At 71.8% G+C, this 17,372-nt stretch carries 10 protein-coding genes; 9 read left to right on the forward strand and 1 reads right to left on the reverse strand.

The window, feature by feature from the left end:
• The first annotated feature begins 322 nt into the window (after positions 1-322).
• The 3 genes from ACIBAF_RS24080 to ACIBAF_RS24090 are packed head-to-tail and all read left to right on the forward strand — an operon-like array spanning position 323 to position 3,528.
• Positions 323-1,282, forward strand: coding sequence for an alpha/beta fold hydrolase (locus tag ACIBAF_RS24080; RefSeq protein ID WP_399465546.1), 960 nt, complete (start codon positions 323-325; stop codon positions 1,280-1,282).
• Between the two features lie 13 nt (positions 1,283-1,295).
• The gene (locus ACIBAF_RS24085; RefSeq protein WP_399465547.1) at positions 1,296-2,042 is read left to right on the forward strand and encodes a phosphatase PAP2 family protein; all 747 of its coding nucleotides are present in this window, start codon (positions 1,296-1,298) and stop codon (positions 2,040-2,042) included.
• 40 nt (positions 2,043-2,082) lie between these two features.
• Positions 2,083-3,528: an aldehyde dehydrogenase family protein gene (locus tag ACIBAF_RS24090; RefSeq protein ID WP_399465624.1), complete on the forward strand. Its 1,446-nt coding sequence runs from the start codon at positions 2,083-2,085 to the stop codon at positions 3,526-3,528.
• 140 nt (positions 3,529-3,668) lie between these two features.
• Here ACIBAF_RS24090 and ACIBAF_RS24095 read toward each other — a convergent pair whose 3' ends face one another.
• The gene (locus tag ACIBAF_RS24095) at positions 3,669-6,518 is read right to left on the reverse strand and encodes a glycoside hydrolase family 3 C-terminal domain-containing protein (protein ID WP_399465548.1); all 2,850 of its coding nucleotides are present in this window, start codon (positions 6,516-6,518) and stop codon (positions 3,669-3,671) included.
• Between the two features lie 327 nt (positions 6,519-6,845).
• Between ACIBAF_RS24095 and ACIBAF_RS24100 the strand changes: the two genes are divergently transcribed.
• From ACIBAF_RS24100 to ACIBAF_RS24125, 6 genes are all read left to right on the forward strand, one after another.
• Positions 6,846-8,540, forward strand: a complete 1,695-nt coding sequence (locus ACIBAF_RS24100) for an extracellular solute-binding protein (protein WP_399465549.1) — start codon at positions 6,846-6,848, stop codon at positions 8,538-8,540.
• Positions 8,541-8,566: 26 nt separating this feature from the next.
• Entirely contained in the window at positions 8,567-9,601 is a 1,035-nt protein-coding gene (locus tag ACIBAF_RS24105) for an ABC transporter permease (RefSeq protein WP_399465550.1), read from the forward strand.
• Positions 9,598-10,533: a carbohydrate ABC transporter permease gene (locus ACIBAF_RS24110; protein ID WP_399465551.1), complete on the forward strand. Its 936-nt coding sequence runs from the start codon at positions 9,598-9,600 to the stop codon at positions 10,531-10,533. Before ACIBAF_RS24105 ends, ACIBAF_RS24110 begins: the two co-directional genes overlap by 4 nt.
• A 218-nt stretch (positions 10,534-10,751) precedes the next feature.
• Complete coding sequence (locus tag ACIBAF_RS24115; protein ID WP_399465552.1) at positions 10,752-12,980, forward strand: 1,4-beta-glucanase; 2,229 nt, start codon at positions 10,752-10,754, stop codon at positions 12,978-12,980.
• A complete protein-coding gene (locus tag ACIBAF_RS24120) occupies positions 12,980-14,962 on the forward strand; it encodes a beta-galactosidase (RefSeq protein ID WP_399465553.1) in 1,983 nt (660 codons plus the stop codon). The genes ACIBAF_RS24115 and ACIBAF_RS24120 overlap by 1 nt, the downstream gene beginning before the upstream one ends.
• Entirely contained in the window at positions 14,959-17,217 is a 2,259-nt protein-coding gene (locus ACIBAF_RS24125) for a glycosyl hydrolase family 95 catalytic domain-containing protein (RefSeq protein WP_399465554.1), read from the forward strand. Before ACIBAF_RS24120 ends, ACIBAF_RS24125 begins: the two co-directional genes overlap by 4 nt.
• Positions 17,218-17,372: the final 155 nt, after the last annotated feature.

Here is a 17,372-nt window from a genome sequence, read left to right on the forward strand (position 1 = left end):
ATACACCCCGCCCACAGGGGACTGTGGGCGGAACCCAGGCCGGGGCCTCCCCAGCTTCGACCTGGTCGTGCCCTCGCGCACACAACCGGAGCTTCCGGCTTCGGATCTCCACACCGATCGGACGGTCGCCCGCCCCAAACCCCCCGGGGCGGCCGGCGTTTCCGGTCCGGACGGCCACCCCGGAACCACCCCCCCTGTTCCGGGGTGGCCGACCTCCTTCTCTCGTGCAGACCACGGAAAGCGGACCCCGGATTCGTTCCGGGGTCTTTTTTCGACCCGCCTGCAATACGATGCGTCTCGTCTCGTATCTCTGGAGGAACCGATGGAACGCTTCGTCGACGCCGCGCCCGGCATCCGGCTCTGGGCGGAGGAACGCGGCCCCGTCGACGCGCCCCCGCTGCTGCTGATCATGGGCGCACAGACGTCCGGACTCGGCTGGCCGGACGCATTCGTGGACCTCCTCGCCGCCCGCCACCGCGTGATCCGCTACGACCACCGCGACACCGGCCGCTCCACCTGGGCGTACGACGAGCATCCCTACCCGCTCAGCGCACTCGCCGAGGACGCCGTCACGGTCCTGGACGCCTTCCGCGTCGACCGGGCGCATGTCGTCGGCATGTCGTTGGGCGGGACGCTCACCCAACTCCTCCTCGCCGACCACCCCGACCGGCTGCGCACCGCCACCCTCATCGGCACGGGCGCCCTGAGCAGCACGCCCTACCGGGCGCCGGACGGCGCCCGGGTCCCCGTGGAGGAACTGCCCGGCCCCACACCGCAGCTGCTGGAGCTGTGGGCCCGCCTCGAACAGGAGAGCCCGGGACAGGGAAGGCCGGAGCAGGAGAGCCCGGCAGAGGGCGCCCCGGCACAGGACGACCCGGATCTGGAGGCGGAGCTCGACCGGCGGGTCGAGCACTGGCGGCTGCTCGGCGGCGACGAGATCCCCTTCGACGCCGCGGACGCCCGCGCCCTCGAACGCCGGATCGTCGCGCACACCGGACACTGCCGCTCCGGCGCCGCGCACGCCCTCGCCGACGCGACCGGACTGCTCCGAACCGAACGACTCGCCCATAACGACGTCCCCACCCTCGTCGTCGCCGCTCCGGCCGAGCCCGTCTACCCGCTGCCCCACGCCCACCATCTCGCCCAGGTGATCCGGAACGCCCGTCTGGTCGAGATTCCCGGGATGGGGCACGCCCTGCCTCGCCCGGTGCACGCCCCGCTGGCCGCAGCGGTGCTGGACCACACCGCCCGGACCCCCGTCCACGAGGGCGACGGCTCCTGACAAGCTGGGGCCCATGTCGTTCCGCGCCCGCCCGCAGACTCCGCATGCCCTGCTGGGCCTGCCTGCCCTGCTCTTCGTGCTGATCACCTGGCAGGTCGCCGCCGACGGGCCGCTCCTGCGCCTGGACGAGCGCCTCAGCCGTGCCCTGGTCCACCCCGACCGGGCCTCCGAGCTGCTGTCCGATCTCGGCGGCGTGCCGGTCGCGGTGCCGGCCCTGCTGCTGGTCGCGGGGTATGCGGCATGGCGGGGGAGAGCGGCGGGCGGGGCGCGCTGGTGGGCGCCGTCCGCCGCCGCGGTCGGACTGATCGTGCTGGCGCCGCTGATCATCGTCCCGCTGAAGGAGTGGACCGACCGGCCCGGCACGCCCGCCGTGCCGCCGGCCACCGGCTACTACCCCTCCGGGCACACGGCGACGGCGGCGATCGCCTACGGCTCGGCGGTGATGATCCTCCTGCCGTGGCTGCGCACGGCGCTCGCCCGCCGGGCGGCCGTCGTCACGGGCGCTCTGCTCGTCCTGGCCGTCTCGTTCGGGCTGGTCCGGCGGGGCTACCACTGGCCGCTGGACGTCGTGGCGAGCTGGTGCCTGTGCGCGGTGCTGCTCGGTGCGCTCCGGCTCTTCCTGGCCCGGAACCCGGTACGGGAGCAGGGCCGACCGTGCCAAACCGGCGCACCCCCGCCGCCCACCCGTACGACTCGGACAAGCGACCCCCGCGCTCCCCGCCCCTACCGTGGAGCACGGAAACCACAGGACACCCCCTAAGCGGAAGGGCCGGGACTCGCACATGCCCCAGGAAAAGAACGTGGGGGCCACCCACGCCTTCTGGCTCGCCGGCCGCCAGGTCACCGGCGAGGACACCTTCGACGTCACCTCCCCGTGGGACGGCCGCCTCGTCGGCAAGGTGAGCGTGCCGACCGACGAGCAGGTCGAGGAGGCCGTGGCCGCCGCGTACGCCGTACGGGACGCGTTCGCCGCCACCCCCGCCCACGTCCGCGCCGCCGCCCTCGACCACGTCAGCCGCCGCCTCGTCGAGCGCACCGAGGAGATCGCGCAGCTCATCTCCGCCGAGAACGGCAAGCCGATCAAGTGGGCGCGCGGCGAGGTCGGGCGCGCGGTCTCCGTGTTCCGGTTCGCCGCCGAAGAGGCCCGGCGGTTCAACGGCGGCGAGGCCCAGCGCCTCGACACCGACCTCGGCGGTCAGGGCCGGCTCGCCCTCACCCGGCGCTTCCCGAAGGGCGTCGTGCTCGGCATCGCGCCGTTCAACTTCCCGCTGAACCTGTGCGCCCACAAGATCGCCCCGGCGATCGCGGCCGGTGCCCCGATCATCCTGAAGCCCGCGCCGGCGACCCCGCTCTCCGGACTGATCATCGGCGACCTGCTCGCCGAGACCGAGCTGCCCGCCGGCTCCTGGAGCATCCTGCCGGTCTCCAACGACCGGATGCCCGCCCTCGTCCAGGACGAGCGGCTGCCGGTCATCTCCTTCACCGGCTCCGAGAAGGTCGGCTACGCGATCATGGACTCGGTGCCGCGCAAGCACTGCACCCTGGAGCTGGGCGGCAACGGCGCGGCCGTCGTCCTCGGCGACTACGCGAGCGACGCCGACCTCGACTGGGCAGCGACCCGCATCGCGACCTTCTCCAACTACCAGGGCGGCCAGTCCTGCATCTCCGTGCAGCGGGTCATCGTGGACGCCTCCGTCCACGACCGGCTGCTGCCGCGGATCGTCGCCGCCGTCGAGGCCCAGGTCACCGGCGACCCGTCCGACGACTCGACCGACGTCGGCCCGCTGGTCAGCGAGGACGCGGCCAAGCGCGTCGAGACGTGGGTGGACGAGGCCGTCGCGGCCGGCGCCTCCCTCCTGGCGGGCGGCAAGCGCGACGGCGCCTCCTACGCGCCGACCGTCCTCACCGACGTACCGGCGGACACCAAGATCGCCTGCGAGGAGGTCTTCGGGCCGGTCCTCACCGTGCAGAAGGTGCACGGCGAGGCCGAGGCCTTCGTGGCCGTCAACTCCTCCAAGTACGGCCTCCAGGCGGGCGTGTTCACACACGACGTCCAGGTCGCCTTCCGCGCCCACCGCGCGCTGGAGGTCGGCGGTGTCGTCGTCGGCGACGTGCCCTCCTACCGCGCCGACCAGATGCCGTACGGCGGCGCCAAGCAGTCCGGCGTGGGACGCGAGGGCGTGCGTTTCGCGATGGAGGACTACACCTACGAGCGCGTACTGGTCCTGACCGGCCTCGCGCTCTGACGCGAGGGCCCATACCCTCTAGCTAATGGGAACCATTTTCAGATAGTCTCGGGGTGGCGCGAAAACGCCGTCCCCGAAGGGGTCCGGCACCGATGCCTTCCGGTGCCGGACCCCTTCATCGCGTCGGCGGCTCCAGCCCCTCAACCGGAGAAGCCGACGTGCGCGAGCCGCAGCGGGCCGCGCAGTCTGAGGTGCAGGTCGTGGACGCCCTCGGCGGCGAAGGGCGCCTCGACGTCGAGATAGTCGTACGGTCCGGGCGTGGGCGTGGCGACCGTCACCGTCGCCAGGGTCGGGCCGCCGCCGAGGGACAGCTCGACCGTCCCCGAACCGGCCACCGTCACCGTCGCGCGCTTGGCGCCCGTGCCGAAGTCGCAGGCACGGTAGACCAGTTCGCCCGACCCGTCCGCCATCCCCGGCGCCGGCGTCACCGCGTCGCCCGACGCCTTCGTGCGGTCGACGATCTCCGTGCCGCTCTGCTCGTCGAAGTCGGCCGCCTCCAGACCGACCCGGCGGACCGGACGCGGAGCCGACGGCTCGCCCTCCAGCGTGACGGTCCCGCGCAGCCGGACGTCCGCGCTGGACGCGCCGACCAGGACGTCGTACGGGCCGGACTCCAGCCGCCACCGGCCCTGCGCCACGTCCCAGAACGCGAACGCGGACAGCGGGACCTCGAAGGCCAGCTCCGCCTTCGCGCCGGGGGCGAGCCGCACCCGCCGGTGGTCCAGCAGCTCACGGCGCGGCCGGGTGACCGACGGGTCCACTGCCCGGGTGTACAGCTGGACGACCTCGTCGGCCGTCACATCCCCCGTGTTGGTGACCGTGCAGGCCGCCCGCACCGCGCCGTCCTCGACGCGCACCGCCAGGTCGGCGTAGGAGAACGACGCGTACGACAGGCCGTGCCCGAACGGGAACAGCGGGGCGCCCTCGAAGTAGAGGTACGTCTGACGGGCGCCGATCACGTCGTAGTCGAGCAGGTCGGGCAGGTCGGCGTCGTCGGCGTACCAGGTCTGGGGGAGCCGGCCGGCGGGGGAGACGTCACCCGCCAGGACCCGGGCCAGGGCGGTGCCCGCGGCCTGTCCGCCGTGCGCGGTCCACAGCGCCGCGGCCAGCGGACCCGGCTGGAACGCGTACGGGTACGCCGACACCAGCGCCAGCACCGTGTGCGGGTTCGCCGCCCGGGCCGCCGCCAGCAGCCGCTCCTGATGGGCGGGGAGCCGCAGGGTGGCGCGGTCCTCGGTCTCCCGGCCGTTGAGGTGCGGGTCGTTGCCCGCCACGACCACGACCACATCGGCCTCCGCCGTGACGCGGGTCACCGCGTCCTCGCCGCTTTCTACGACGATGACCTCGACGACTTCCGGATCCTCCTCGGCAACCCGCACGCCGTCGGCGGCGACACTGACGTGGCGACCCGTACCCAAGTGCCGGAGGAGGTGACCGTTCTCGTGGGGTTCGAGGCGGAACGTCTCCTGGACGATCCAGCCGCCGGGCTGGTCGGCGGAGGCGCGCAGGAAGCCGTCCTCGGCGACGGAGACATAGCGGCCGTCGGGGGCGCGAAGGGTCAGGACGTCCTCGCCCCAGTCGACGAGCGCGAACTCCGTGCCGGCCACGCCGTCCGTGGTGAGCGGGGGCAGGTCCGTGCGGCCCGCGAGCAGCGCCGGGTCCAGGGCGCCCTCGGCGCCGCGCGCCTCGTCGGCGGCCTCAGGGGCGGCGGGGACCTTCAGAAACGTTCCCGCGGAGGTCTTCAGCAGGACCCGGTCCACGCCCTCCGCGAACTCCACCCGCTCGGCGCCGAACCGCTCGTACAGCCCCTCCAGAGGCGTGGAGCGGTGGATCAGGGTGCCGCTGTACCAGTCGAGCTTGCACTCGTCGGCGAGCAGACCCACCACCGCGATCCGGGTGTCGGCGGCCAGCGGCAGCACGCCGTCGTTGCGCAGCAGCACGATCGCCTGCTCGGCGGCCTCCTCGGCGAGCGCGCGGTGCGCCGGGGTGTCGAACTCGCCGGTGTCCGCGTGCGGGTCGTAGTGCGGGTCGAACTCGCCCAGCCGGAAGCGGACCGAGAGCTGGCGGCGCACCGCCGTGTCGACGTCGGTCTCGGTCAGCAGGCCCTGCTCCAGAGCGCCCCTGACCCGGGCGACGATCGTCGAGCCGTCCGTGCCGTGGTCGGTGAAGCTGTCCACGCCGGCGACCAGCGAGGCCGCCGTCGCCTCCTCGTGGGTGTCGAAGTAGTGCTCGGAGTCGACCAGGTTGGAGGGCGCGCCCGCGTCCGAGCAGACCAGCAGCTCCTCGTCCGTCCAGGCCCGCAGCTGCTCGCGCAGATACGGCGAGACATGGTTGGGACGGCCGTTGACCAGGTTGTACGCGGGCATCACCCCGGCCACCGCACCCGCCTCGACCGTCTCCTTGAAGGCGCGCAGATCGTACTCGTGCAGGACGCGCGGGCGGACCGAGGAAGATGTGACGGACCGGTCGGTCTCGTTGTTGTGGGCCAGCCAGTGCTTGAGGACCGGGGCGGTGCGCCAGTACGTCGGATGGTCGCCGCGCAGACCGTGGGTGTAGGCGGTGGCGATGGCCGAGGTGAGCTTCGGGTCCTCGGAGTAGCCCTCCTCGTTACGGCCCCACAGCGGGTGGCGCAGCAGGTTGACCGTGGGCGACCAGACGTTGAGGCCGACGCGCTCGTCGCGGGCGCGCATCGCCCGGACCTCCTTGGACACCGCCTCGCCGACCCGGCGCACAAGCTCGGTGTTCCAGGTCGCGCCCAGCCCCACGGCCTGCGGGAACACCGTCGCCGGACCCATCCAGGCGACGCCGTGCAGCGCCTCCTGGCCGGTGCGGAACGCGGCGATGCCGAGACGGTCGACGGCGGGGGCGAACTGGTGGAGGAAGGAGACCTTCTCGTCCAGGGTCAGCCGCGACAGCAGATCGTCGATGCGCTTCGCGAAAGGCAGCTGCGGATCGCGGAAAGGCGGCGTGGGCGTCGAGTGTGCGGTCACTTGGGGATCCCTTTGCGGTGGAGCGGGAAGGCTCTTTCGAAGCGCTTCGATGCTCATTCGACGCACGGGTGGGTGTCAAGGGCATCTCGCCGCTATTTCAAGCAGCGCATACGAACAGGTCACCCGGGATACCTCGGAGGAATGTTTGAAGCGACCCTTGTGCACCCCCGGGTGTTCACTTAACCTCGCAGCAACATCGAAGCGCTTCGACTGAAAATCACCCTGACAGTGGTCGGAGTATCCGCTTCAGCTCAGCCAGTTCCACTCGAGACACCGCAGCCGACGGCCACCGCCGGGTGTCCTGGTGCGCCATGAAGGGTTGACGCAATGACGCCGAACGCCGCTTCCGCCTCCTCCGGGCCCAGCCGGAGAAGCTTCCTCGCCTCCACGGCGGTCGCCACCGCGGCCGTGGCGGGAGGGATGCCGTTGCTGGCCGCCTGCGGAGGCACGGACAGCGGCTCGCGCGAGGGCACCACGTCGGGCAAGGACGCGAAGAAGATCCTCCCCGCCTTCGTGGCCAGCAACGTGGTGACGCCGGACATCCCGTCGAAGAACGGTTCCTCGGTCGGCTTCACCAGCAAGCTCGACCTCGCCACGCTGAAGACCTCGGTGCCGAAGAAGCTCGGCAAGGGCAGCAAGGTGACGATCATGTCGCCGTTCTGGGGCTCCCCGCCGAAGGCCGACAACGCCTACTACACGGCGATGAACGCCCTCATCGGCGTCGACGTCGCATGGCAGAACCAGGACGGCAACACCTACGACCAGAAGCTCGGCGCCGTGCTCGCCTCCAGCGACGTGCCGGACGTGGTGGTCGTCCCCGGCTGGAACATGGGCGGCAAGATACCCAGCGCGATCCTCAGCAAGTTCGCCGACCTGGGCCCGTACCTGTCCGGCGACAAGGTCAAGGACTACCCGAACCTCGCGGCGATCCCGACCGACGCCTGGCAGCGCTCCCTCTTCGGCGGCAAGCTGCGCGGTCTGCCGATGCCCTCCTCCTACGTCCCCAACATCGTGCCCTTCTACCGCAAGGACCTCTTCGACAAGCACGGCTACACGGTCCCGAAGACGACGGACGAGTTCATGGCCCTGGCCAAGGAGATCACCAACGCCAAGGCGAAGGTGTGGGCCTGCGGCGACATGAAGTGGACCGCGTTCAACAGCTTCGGGGTCCCTTCCGGCGGGGAGAAGCCGCTCGGCTGGATCCTCGAAGGCGGCAAGCTGGTCAACCGCATCGAGCTGGACTCCTTCCTCGAGGCGCTGGAGTGGGCGCGCAAGCTGTTCGCCGCCGGTTACGTGCACCCGGACTTCAAGCTGGGCAAGAGCCAGGCCGTCGACCCGAGCACCAAGTTCGCCGCCGGTGAGTTCCTCATCTACAACAACGACATCTCCAGCTGGTACGGGCAGCAGGCCTCGCAGGCCACCCAGAACCCCGGCTTCCAGATCTGGGGCATGGACATCTTCGGCCACGGCGGCGCCGACCCGGTCATCTACGCCACCCAGCCGGCCAACATCTTCGCCTTCGTCAACAAGAAGGCCTCCGAGTCGGTCATCCGGGACGTGCTGGCCGTCGCCAACGTCACCGCCGCCCCGTACGGCACCAAGGAGTACATGCTCACCAACTACGGGGTGGAGGGCACGCACTACAGCGTCAAGGACGGGGTGCCCGTCAAGAACGACAAGGGCAACCAGGAGGTCCTGAACGCCTTCGTGATGGTCGCGAGCCCGGCGTCGACCATCGCCCACCCCGACTTCCCGGCCATCGCCAAGGGCCAGGTCGAGTGGCAGCAGCGGATGGGCGCCTTCACCAAGAAGTCGGCCTTCTACGGCATGCAGATCACCGAGCCCAGCCGCTGGACCAACCTCTCCAACGACTTCGAGCAGCTGGAGGACGACATCGTCCGCGGCCGCAAGAAGATCAGCGACATGCAGGCGGCCGTCTCCGACTGGAAGAAGAAGGGCGGCGACGAGCTGCGCGCCTGGTACCAGAAGCTGCTCGACGACAACGGCACGGCGGCGAGCTGACCGGCGGCGAGGCGAGGAGAACGGCCGTGTCGCACAGCACGGTGCCTCGGAGCAGGGCCGAGGCAGACGAGACGGGAAAGACCCCGGCGGCGCCCGGCGGCCCTGCCGGCCCCCAGAGGAAACGGTCCTCCGGGAAGCTGGGTCTGCGGGTCAGATTCAGACGGGACCGCGTCCTGCTGCTGATGACGCTCCCGGCGGTCGCCCTCATCCTGCTCTTCAACTACGTGCCGATCCTCGGCAACGTGGTCGCCTTCCAGGACTACGACCCCTACATCAGCGACAACGGAGTCGTCTCCATCCTGCACAGCCCCTGGGTGGGCCTGGAGAACTTCCAGCGGCTCTTCGAGGACTCGGCCTTCTGGGAGGCCGTCCAGAACACCCTGGTGCTGTTCTTCCTCCAGCTGGTGCTGTACTTCCCGATCCCGATCATGCTCGCGCTGCTCATCAACAGCGTGGTCAGGCCCCGGGTGCGGGCGGTGTCGCAGGCGATCCTGTACCTGCCGCACTTCTTCTCCTGGGTGCTGGTCATCGCCGTCTTCCAGCAGCTGTTCGGTGGCGCGGGGCTCCTCTCGCAGCTGCTGCGGCAGCACGGGTACGACGGCATCGACATCATGACCGACCCGGACACCTTCAAGTTCCTGATCACCGCGCAGAGCGTCTGGAAGGACGCCGGCTGGGGCATCATCGTCTTCCTCGCTGCGCTGGCCTCGGTCAATCCGGACCTCTACGAGGCCGCCGCGATGGACGGCGCGAACCGCTGGCGCCGGATGTGGCACGTGACCCTTCCCGCCCTGCGCCCCGTGATCGCGCTGCTGCTGGTGCTGCGGGTGGGGGACGCGCTGACGGTCGGCTTCGAGCAGATCCTGCTCCAGCGCGACGCGGTCGGACCAGGGGCGTCGGAGGTCCTCGACACCTTCGTGTGGTGGAACGGCGTCCGCAACCAGGACTTCGGCTACGCGGCCGCCGCCGGCCTGATCAAGGGCGTCATCAGCCTCGGCCTGGTGCTCGTCGCGAACAAGGTGGCCCATCTCATGGGCGAGCAGGGGGTGTACAAGAAGTGACCGCCGTCATCGACAAACCCGTGCGCACACCCGGCCGGTGGGCCGCGCCGCCGCGACCCGTGTGGGAGGAGGAGCCCAGCAGGGCCGGCCTCGCGGGCAAGGGCATCGCCCTGGCCTTCGCCTGCCTGGCGATCCTCTTCCCGCTGTGGATCGTCCTCGTCACCAGCCTCTCCTCCCGGAAGACCATCGACGAGGCCGGCGGGCTGGTGATGATCCCCAAGGGGATCACCCTCGTCGCCTACCGGGAGCTGCTCAGCGGCGGACAGGTCACCCGCGCGGCGGTCATCAGCGTCCTGATCACCCTCGTCGGCACGCTCTTCTCGATGGGCGTCTCCGTGCTGTGCGCCTACGGTCTCTCCCGCTCGGGCTCGCTCGGGCACCGCTGGATCCTGATGGTCCTGCTGGCGACGATGTTCTTCAGCGCGGGCCTGATCCCCACCTATCTGCTGGTGCAGTCCCTGGGCCTGATGGACTCCTACCTCGCGCTGATCCTGCCGAGTGCGATCAGCGTGTTCAACATCCTGGTCCTGCGCGGCTTCTTCATGGGGATCTCGCAGGAGCTCATCGACAGCGCGCGGATCGACGGGGCGGGCGACTTCCGCATCCTCTGGCAGATCGTCATGCCGCTGTCGAGGGCGGTCCTGGCCGTCATCACGCTGTTCTACGCCGTCGGGTACTGGAGCGCCTGGTTCAACGCCTCGCTGTACCTCAACGACCAGGACATGATGCCGCTGCAGAACGTCATGATCCAGCTGGTGCAGAAGCAGGAGGCGCCGGTGGGCATGGGGCAGGCCATCAAGACGGGCCAGGTGTCGGCCCTGGCCGTGCAGATGGCGGTCATGGTGCTGGCGTTGCTGCCGGTCGCCGTGCTCTCCCCGTTCGTCCAGAAGCACTTCAAGAAGGGCATGCTGACGGGCGCGGTCAAGGGCTGACGCCCGGCGTAGGGGGCGGGACGCCACGGCGGCTGCGCATGCGTCGTGGCAGGCGTGCCCACGTCGCGGAGCCGCACATCGACACAGACCGCGCCTTTCGGGCCGGGCGTGACCGGCCCTGCTCAGGGGCGCGGGGAACTGCGCGACCAGCCCCCACCACCCGCAGCCGAACGACATGGCCCCGGACCGTAAACCTTCACCCACCGAGGTACCCCACCATGCTCCCCACCCGCCGCACCCTCCTCGCCGGCACTGCAGCCGCCGCCACGCTCACCGCACTCCCGCTCACCCAGGACCGAGCCCGGGCCGCATCCACCCGATCCGCATCCACCCGATCCGGCTCGACCGCCGGAGGCTACCGCTGGCGCCAAGTCGTCATCGGCGGCACCGGGTTCGTCACCGGCGTCCTCTTCCACCCCGCCGTCCGAGGTCTCGCCTACGCCCGGACCGACATCGGCGGCGCCTACCGCTGGGACGACAGAACCGCCCGCTGGACCCCCCTCACCGACCACCTCGGCTGGGACGACTGGAACCTCCTCGGCGTCGAGGCACTCGCCGTCGACCCCGCCCACCCCGACCGCGTCTACCTCGCGCTGGGCGCCTACGCCCAGTCCTGGGCCGGCAACGGAGCCGTCCTGCGTTCCGAGGACCGCGGCGCCACCTGGACCCGCAGCGACCTCGCCGTGAAGCTCGGCGGGAACGAGGACGGCCGGGGCACGGGCGAGCGGCTGCTGGTCGACCCGCGCGACAGCGACACCCTGTGGCTCGGCACGCGACACGACGGGCTGCTCAAGTCGACCGACCGAGGCGCCACGTGGGCCGCCGCCCCCGCCTTCCCCGGCGCCCCGAGCGCGAGCGGCCAGGGCGTCACCCTCCTCGTCGCCGCCGGCCGCACCCTCTACGCCGGCTGGGGCGACTCCGACGGGATGACCGCCAACCTGTTCCGCACCGCCGACGGCGCCACCTGGGAAGCCGTCCCCGGGCAGCCGTCCGGCGCCTCCGCCAAGGTCCCCGTCCGCGCCGCCTACGACTGCCACACCCGCGAGCTGTACGTGACGTACGCCAACGCTCCCGGACCCAACGGCCAGTCCGACGGCAGCGCTCACAAACTGGCCACGGCCACCGGCAAGTGGACCGACGTCACCCCCGTGAAGCCGGGCGGCACGACCAGCGACGGGAGCGTCGACAGCTTCGGCTACGGCGGCGTCGCCGTCGACGCCCGTCGCCCCGGCGCCGTCGTCGTCTCCACCAACAACCGCTGGGCCGCCGTCGACACCCTGTACCGGACCACGAACGGCGGCCGTACCTGGACGTCCCTGAAGGACTCGGCGATCCTCGACGTGTCCGAGACGCCGTTCCTCACGTTCGGCGCCGACCAGCCGAAGTTCGGCTGGTGGATCCAGGCCCTCGCCGTCGACCCGTACGACTCCCGGCACATCGTCTACGGCACCGGCGCCACCCTCTACGGCACCCGCGACCTGAAGCACTGGGCCCCGCAGATCCGCGGCCTGGAGGAGACCTCCGTACGCCGGCTGATCTCGCCCCCGACCGGGGAGGCGCACCTGATCAGCGGGCTCGGCGACGTCGGCGTGATGTACCACGAGCGGCTCACGGCCTCGCCGTCGCGGGGCATGGCGACGAACCCCGTGTTCGGGTCGGCGACGGGACTCGCCCAGGCCGCCGCCAAGCCGTCCTACGTCGTCCGCACGGGCTTCGGCGACCACGGCAACGGCGCCTGCTCCAGCGACGGCGGCCGGACCTGGGCGCCCTTCGCGACCCAGCCGGCCCTCGCCAAGGACGCGCCGGGGCCGATCGCCGCGGGCGCCGACGGCGGCGTGCTGCTGTGGACCTTCGTGCACTGGGACGGCACCAAGTACCCCGCCCACCGCTCCACGGACAACGGCGCCACCTGGACCGAGGTCCCCTCCTTCCCCAAGGGCGCCACCCCGCTCGCCGACCCGGCCGACCCGACGCGCTTCTACGCCTACGACACCGACACGGGAACCCTGTTCGCCAGCACGGACGGCGGCCTCACCTTCACCGGGCGGGCGAGCGGACTGCCCGCAGGCGACAGCCAGTTCCAGCTGGCCGCGGCCCCGGGACGCTCCGGCGACCTGTGGCTGAGCACCAAGTGGAACGGCCTGTACCGGTCCACCGACGGCGGCGCGACCTTCACCAAGCTGACCAGCTGCTGGGCCTCGTACACCCTCGCCTTCGGCAAGGCCGCGGACGGCGCCGACTACCCGGCGGTCTACCAGGTCGGCTCCACGGAGGCGATCACCGCCGTGTACCGCTCCGACGACGGCGCGAAGAGCTGGACGCGGGTCAACGACGACCAGCACCAGTGGGGTTGGATCGGCGCGACCATCGCCGCCGACCCGCGGATCCACGGCCGCGTGTACATCGCCACCAACGGCCGCGGCATCCAGTACGGGGAGCCCGTCTGATGCCGTCCGTCCACCGGCCCACCCTCGCCGACGCCACCCGGGGCCGCATCCTCTTCGGCGGCGACCACAATCCCGAGCAGTGGCCCGAGGAGACCTGGCACGAGGACGTCCGCCTCATGAAGGACGCCGGCGTCAACTCCGTCACCCTCGGCGTCTTCTCCTGGGCGAAGCTCGAACCCGAGCCGGGCGCAAGGGAGTTCGGCTGGCTGGACCGGCTCATGGACCTGATGCACGAGCACGGCGTCGGCGTCGTCCTGGCCACCCCCACCTCCGCCCCGCCCCCGTGGCTGGGCCGCCTGCACCCGGACACGCTGCCCCGGGACGAGAACGGCGACGTCGAGTGGTGGGGCGGCCGCCAGCACTTCTCGCACTCCAGCGCCGTCTACCGCCGCTACGCCGCCGCCATCACCGAGGACCTGGCCGCCCGCTACGGCGGCCACCCCGCCCTCACCATGTGGCACATCAACAACGAGTACTGCACCGCCGACCACGGAGACGAGGCGGCCGCCGCGTTCCGCCGCTGGCTGCGCGCCAGGTACGGCACCCTCGACGCCCTCAACACCGCCTGGGGCACAGCCTTCTGGAGCCAGGGCTACGACAGCTGGGACGGCATCCTGCCCGCCCGCCGCCCCCACTACCTGAAGAACCCGGCCCAGGTGCTGGACTTCCGGCGCTTCACCTCCGACGCGCTCCTGGAGTGCTACCTCGCCGAACGCGACATCGTCGCCCGGCACACCCCGCACATCCCGGTCACCACCAACTTCATGCCGCTCTTCTTCGGCCAGGACGCCTGGCGCTGGGCCGAGGAGGAGGACGTCGTCTCCGTCGACCTCTACCCCGACCCGCGCGACCCCCTCGGCGCGCAGCACGGCGCTCTCGTCCAGGACCTGACCCGGTCCCAGGCCCGCGGCCCCTGGATGCTCATGGAGCAGGCGGCCGGCCCGGTCAACTGGCGCGGGGTGAACCACCCCAAGCCGCGCGGCCTCAACCGGCTCTGGTCCCTCCAGGCCGTGGCCCGCGGCGCGGACGCCGTCTGCTACTTCCAGTGGCGCCAGTCCCGGCAGGGCGCCGAGAAGTTCCACTCCGGGATGGTCGGTCACGCCGGCGAACACGGCCGCACCTTCCAGGAGGTCAAGCAGCTCGGTGCCGAACTCGCCCGCATCGGCGGCGAGGTGACGGGACGTCATATCACCGCGGACGTGGCGATCCTGCACGACTGGCACGCCTGGTGGGCCGGCGCCCAGGACGGCCGCCCCTCCACCCAGGTCGACCACGCGGCCGTCCTGCACGCCTGGCACCGCGCCCTGTGGGAGGCCCACCTCACCACCGACTTCGCCCACCCCGAGCACGACCTCACCGGCTACAAGCTGGTCGTCGTCCCACAGCTGTACGCGATGACCGACACGGCGATCGACAACCTCCTCGCCCACGTCCACGGCGGCGGCGCCCTCGTGGCCGGCTTCCTGACCGGCGTGGCCGACCAGGACGACCGGATCCGGCCCGGCGGCATGGACGCCCGGCTGCGCGAGCTGTTCGGCATCCGCACCCTGCACGAGTGGTGGCCGCTGGAGGCGGGGGAGAGCGTCGAGACCGACGGCTTTCGCGGCACCCTGTGGTCGGAGGAGCTGGAAGCGACCGACCAGGGCGCGGTGGAAGCCGTCTACAAGGGCGGCGAGCTCGACGGACTGCCCGCCGTGCTGCGCGGCGGCCGCGCCTGGTACGTCTCCACGCTCCCCGAGCCCGACGCCTTCCGCACGCTGCTCGCCCGCATCGCCGCCGACGCGGGCGCCCGCCCCGCCGTCGACGGCCTCCCGCCGGGCGTCGAGGCCGTACGCCGCGGCGACCTGCTGTTCCTGCTCCACCACGGCCGCGAGCCGGTCACCGTCGACCTTCCGGGCGCCCACCACGACCTGCTGACCGGGACGACCGTCACGGACGAGGTCACGCTGGGCCGCTACGGCGTGGTGGTGTTGCGCTCATGACCCACATCCCGTCCCGCGCTTACCCCGCCCGCCCGAGCACCGACACCCCCGTGCACGGCACCTACGAGTACCAGCCCGCCTTCCGCTGGGAGGACGCCTTCCTCAGCGGCAACGGCCGGCACGGCGCCCTCGTGTTCGGCGATCCCTACGACGACCGGGTCATCGTCACCCACCACACCCTGGTCCGCCCCAACGGCGCCGAACACGCCCGCCCGCCCGAGCTGGCCGCCGAACTCCCCGCACTCCAGGACAAGTTGCTGGCCGGGGAGTGGGAGGCCGCCGAAGGCTTCACCGACCACCGGCCCCTGCAGTGGGTCCAGCCCTTCCACCCGGCCTTCCAGATACGGCTGAGCAGGCTCTCCTCGGACGAGCCGCGCCGATACCGTGCGCGCTCCGTCGACTTCAGCACCGGAGAGACCACGGCCACCTGCGTGGGCGGCGTCGGCCGGGTCTTCGTCTCCCGCGCCGACGACGTCATCGTCCACCAGGTCACCGGCCTCGACCTGGACATCTCCCTCGACCACCGGCTCCCCGGCGCGCCCGCCGACCTCGCCGTCGGCCAGGGCTCCGCCCTCACCCCGGACGGCGCCCTGCTCACCCTGCGCGCCCGCTACCCCGACAGCGACCGCGCCTACACGGGCGTGACCCTCGTCGTCGCCGCCGGCGGCCGCACCCAACTCACCCACCCCGGCGTACGCGTCACCGGCGCGGAGTCCGTGCTGCTGCTCACCCGGGTGCGCCGGCACACCGGCGAACTCGACGTCACCGCCCAGCAGCGCGCCCTGAGCGAGCTGCCGCACTCCTACGACGACCTGCTCGCCCGCCACCTCCCCCTCCACCGCACCGCCTACGATCGCGTCACGCTCGACCTCCACGCCGACCCCGCCGAGCGCGGCCTCCCCGGCTCCGAGCTGCTGGAACGCCCCCGCAGCGCGGCTCTCCTGGAGCGCCTCTTCGCCGCGGGCCGCTACCACCTGCTCTCCTCCTCCGGCCTCAACCCGCCCCGCCTGCCCGGCCTGTGGACCGGCGACTGGGACACCGCCTGGGCCGGAGCCTTCACCAACGACGCCAACGTCAACCTCCAGACCGCCTCCGCCGCCCCCGCCGCACTCCCCGAAGTGACCGACGCCCTCGCCTCCCTGATCCACCGTCAGTTCGACGACTGGCGGCAGAACGCCCGCGCGGTCTTCGGCGCCCGGGGCGCGGTCGCGCCCGCCCACACCGACGGCGAGTCCGGGCTGACGTACCACCTCAGCCGCGAGTACCCGCTGCACCTGTGGACCGCCGGCGCCGACTGGCTGCTCAAACCGCTCGTCGACCACGACGAGACCCGCGGCGCACGCGACCCGCGCACCGCCGCCGCCCTCGCCGAGGTCGCCCGGTTCTACGAGGACTTCCTGACCCGCACCGACCCCGACGACCCCGACGGCCACCTCGTCGTCGTCCCCTCCTACTCACCCGAGAACCGCCCCGCGAACGCCAGTTGGGGCGCCCTCAACGCGGCCATGGACCTCTCCGCCGCCCGGCACGCGCTCCTCACCGCTGCCGACTACCACCCGGACGACCCCGAGCAGGCCGACCGCTGGCGCGCCCTCGCCGACCGACTCCCGCCCCACCGGATCAACGCCGACGGCGCCCTCGCCGAATGGGCCTGGCCAGGCCTCGACGACACCTACGACCACCGCCATCTCAGCCACCTCTACGGCGTCTGGCCCCTCGACGAGATCAACCCCTACGACACCCCGCGCCTCGCGGCCGCCGCCCACCGCGCCCTCGCACTGCGCGGCCCCGAGAACGACTCCGCGCACGGCCACCTCCACCACGCGCTGATCGCGGCCCGGCTCCGGGACGGCCGGCGCGTCGCCCACGCCCTCGCACAGGTCCTCGACGGCGACTTCTTCCACGCCTCCCTGATGAGCGCCCACTACCCCCGCCGCGACGTCTACAACGCCGACGCCGCGCACACCCTGCCCGCCGTGCTGATCGAGACGCTCGTCCAGTCGACCCCCGACCGGCTGGTCCTGCTGCCCGCCCCCGACCCGGCCCTCCAGTCCGGCGAACTCCGGGGCGTGCGCACCCGGTTCGGCGCCGAACTCGACCTCACCTGGGGCCCCGACGGCGCGCGGGCCGTCCTGAAGCCGCACCGCAGCCACCGCATCGAACTCCGGACTTCCTCCGGCGACGGCGACGACGCAGCAGAGCCGCTCGACCTCGTCGCCGGAGAAGACCACGTCCTCACCCTGGGGACGTGGTGACTTCCCGTTACTGCCTTTGTCCCCACAACAAACCATGGAAAGGGACCCCGTGACTCCGCTCCGCCTGAACCAGGAGGGCTTCCAACCCGGAGGTTGCGGTCCAGCCCGAACCGATCCCTTACGGGACAAAATGAAATTACCACGGGATAGGAGAC

This window comes from Streptomyces sp. NPDC051677 (genome assembly GCF_044453465.1).
Taxonomy (GTDB): Bacteria; Actinomycetota; Actinomycetes; order Streptomycetales; family Streptomycetaceae; genus Streptomyces.

Excerpts from the sequence above, each read along its gene's own strand:
- ACIBAF_RS24080 (WP_399465546.1), top strand. The coding sequence starts at position 323 with ATGGAACGCTTCGTCGACGCCGCGCCCGGCATCCGGCTCTGGGCGGAG.
- ACIBAF_RS24085 (WP_399465547.1), top strand. The coding sequence starts at position 1,296 with ATGTCGTTCCGCGCCCGCCCGCAGACTCCGCATGCCCTGCTGGGCCTG.
- ACIBAF_RS24100 (WP_399465549.1), top strand. The coding sequence starts at position 6,846 with ATGACGCCGAACGCCGCTTCCGCCTCCTCCGGGCCCAGCCGGAGAAGC.
- ACIBAF_RS24115 (WP_399465552.1), top strand. The coding sequence starts at position 10,752 with ATGCTCCCCACCCGCCGCACCCTCCTCGCCGGCACTGCAGCCGCCGCC.
- ACIBAF_RS24120 (WP_399465553.1), top strand. The coding sequence starts at position 12,980 with ATGCCGTCCGTCCACCGGCCCACCCTCGCCGACGCCACCCGGGGCCGC.
- ACIBAF_RS24125 (WP_399465554.1), top strand. The coding sequence starts at position 14,959 with ATGACCCACATCCCGTCCCGCGCTTACCCCGCCCGCCCGAGCACCGAC.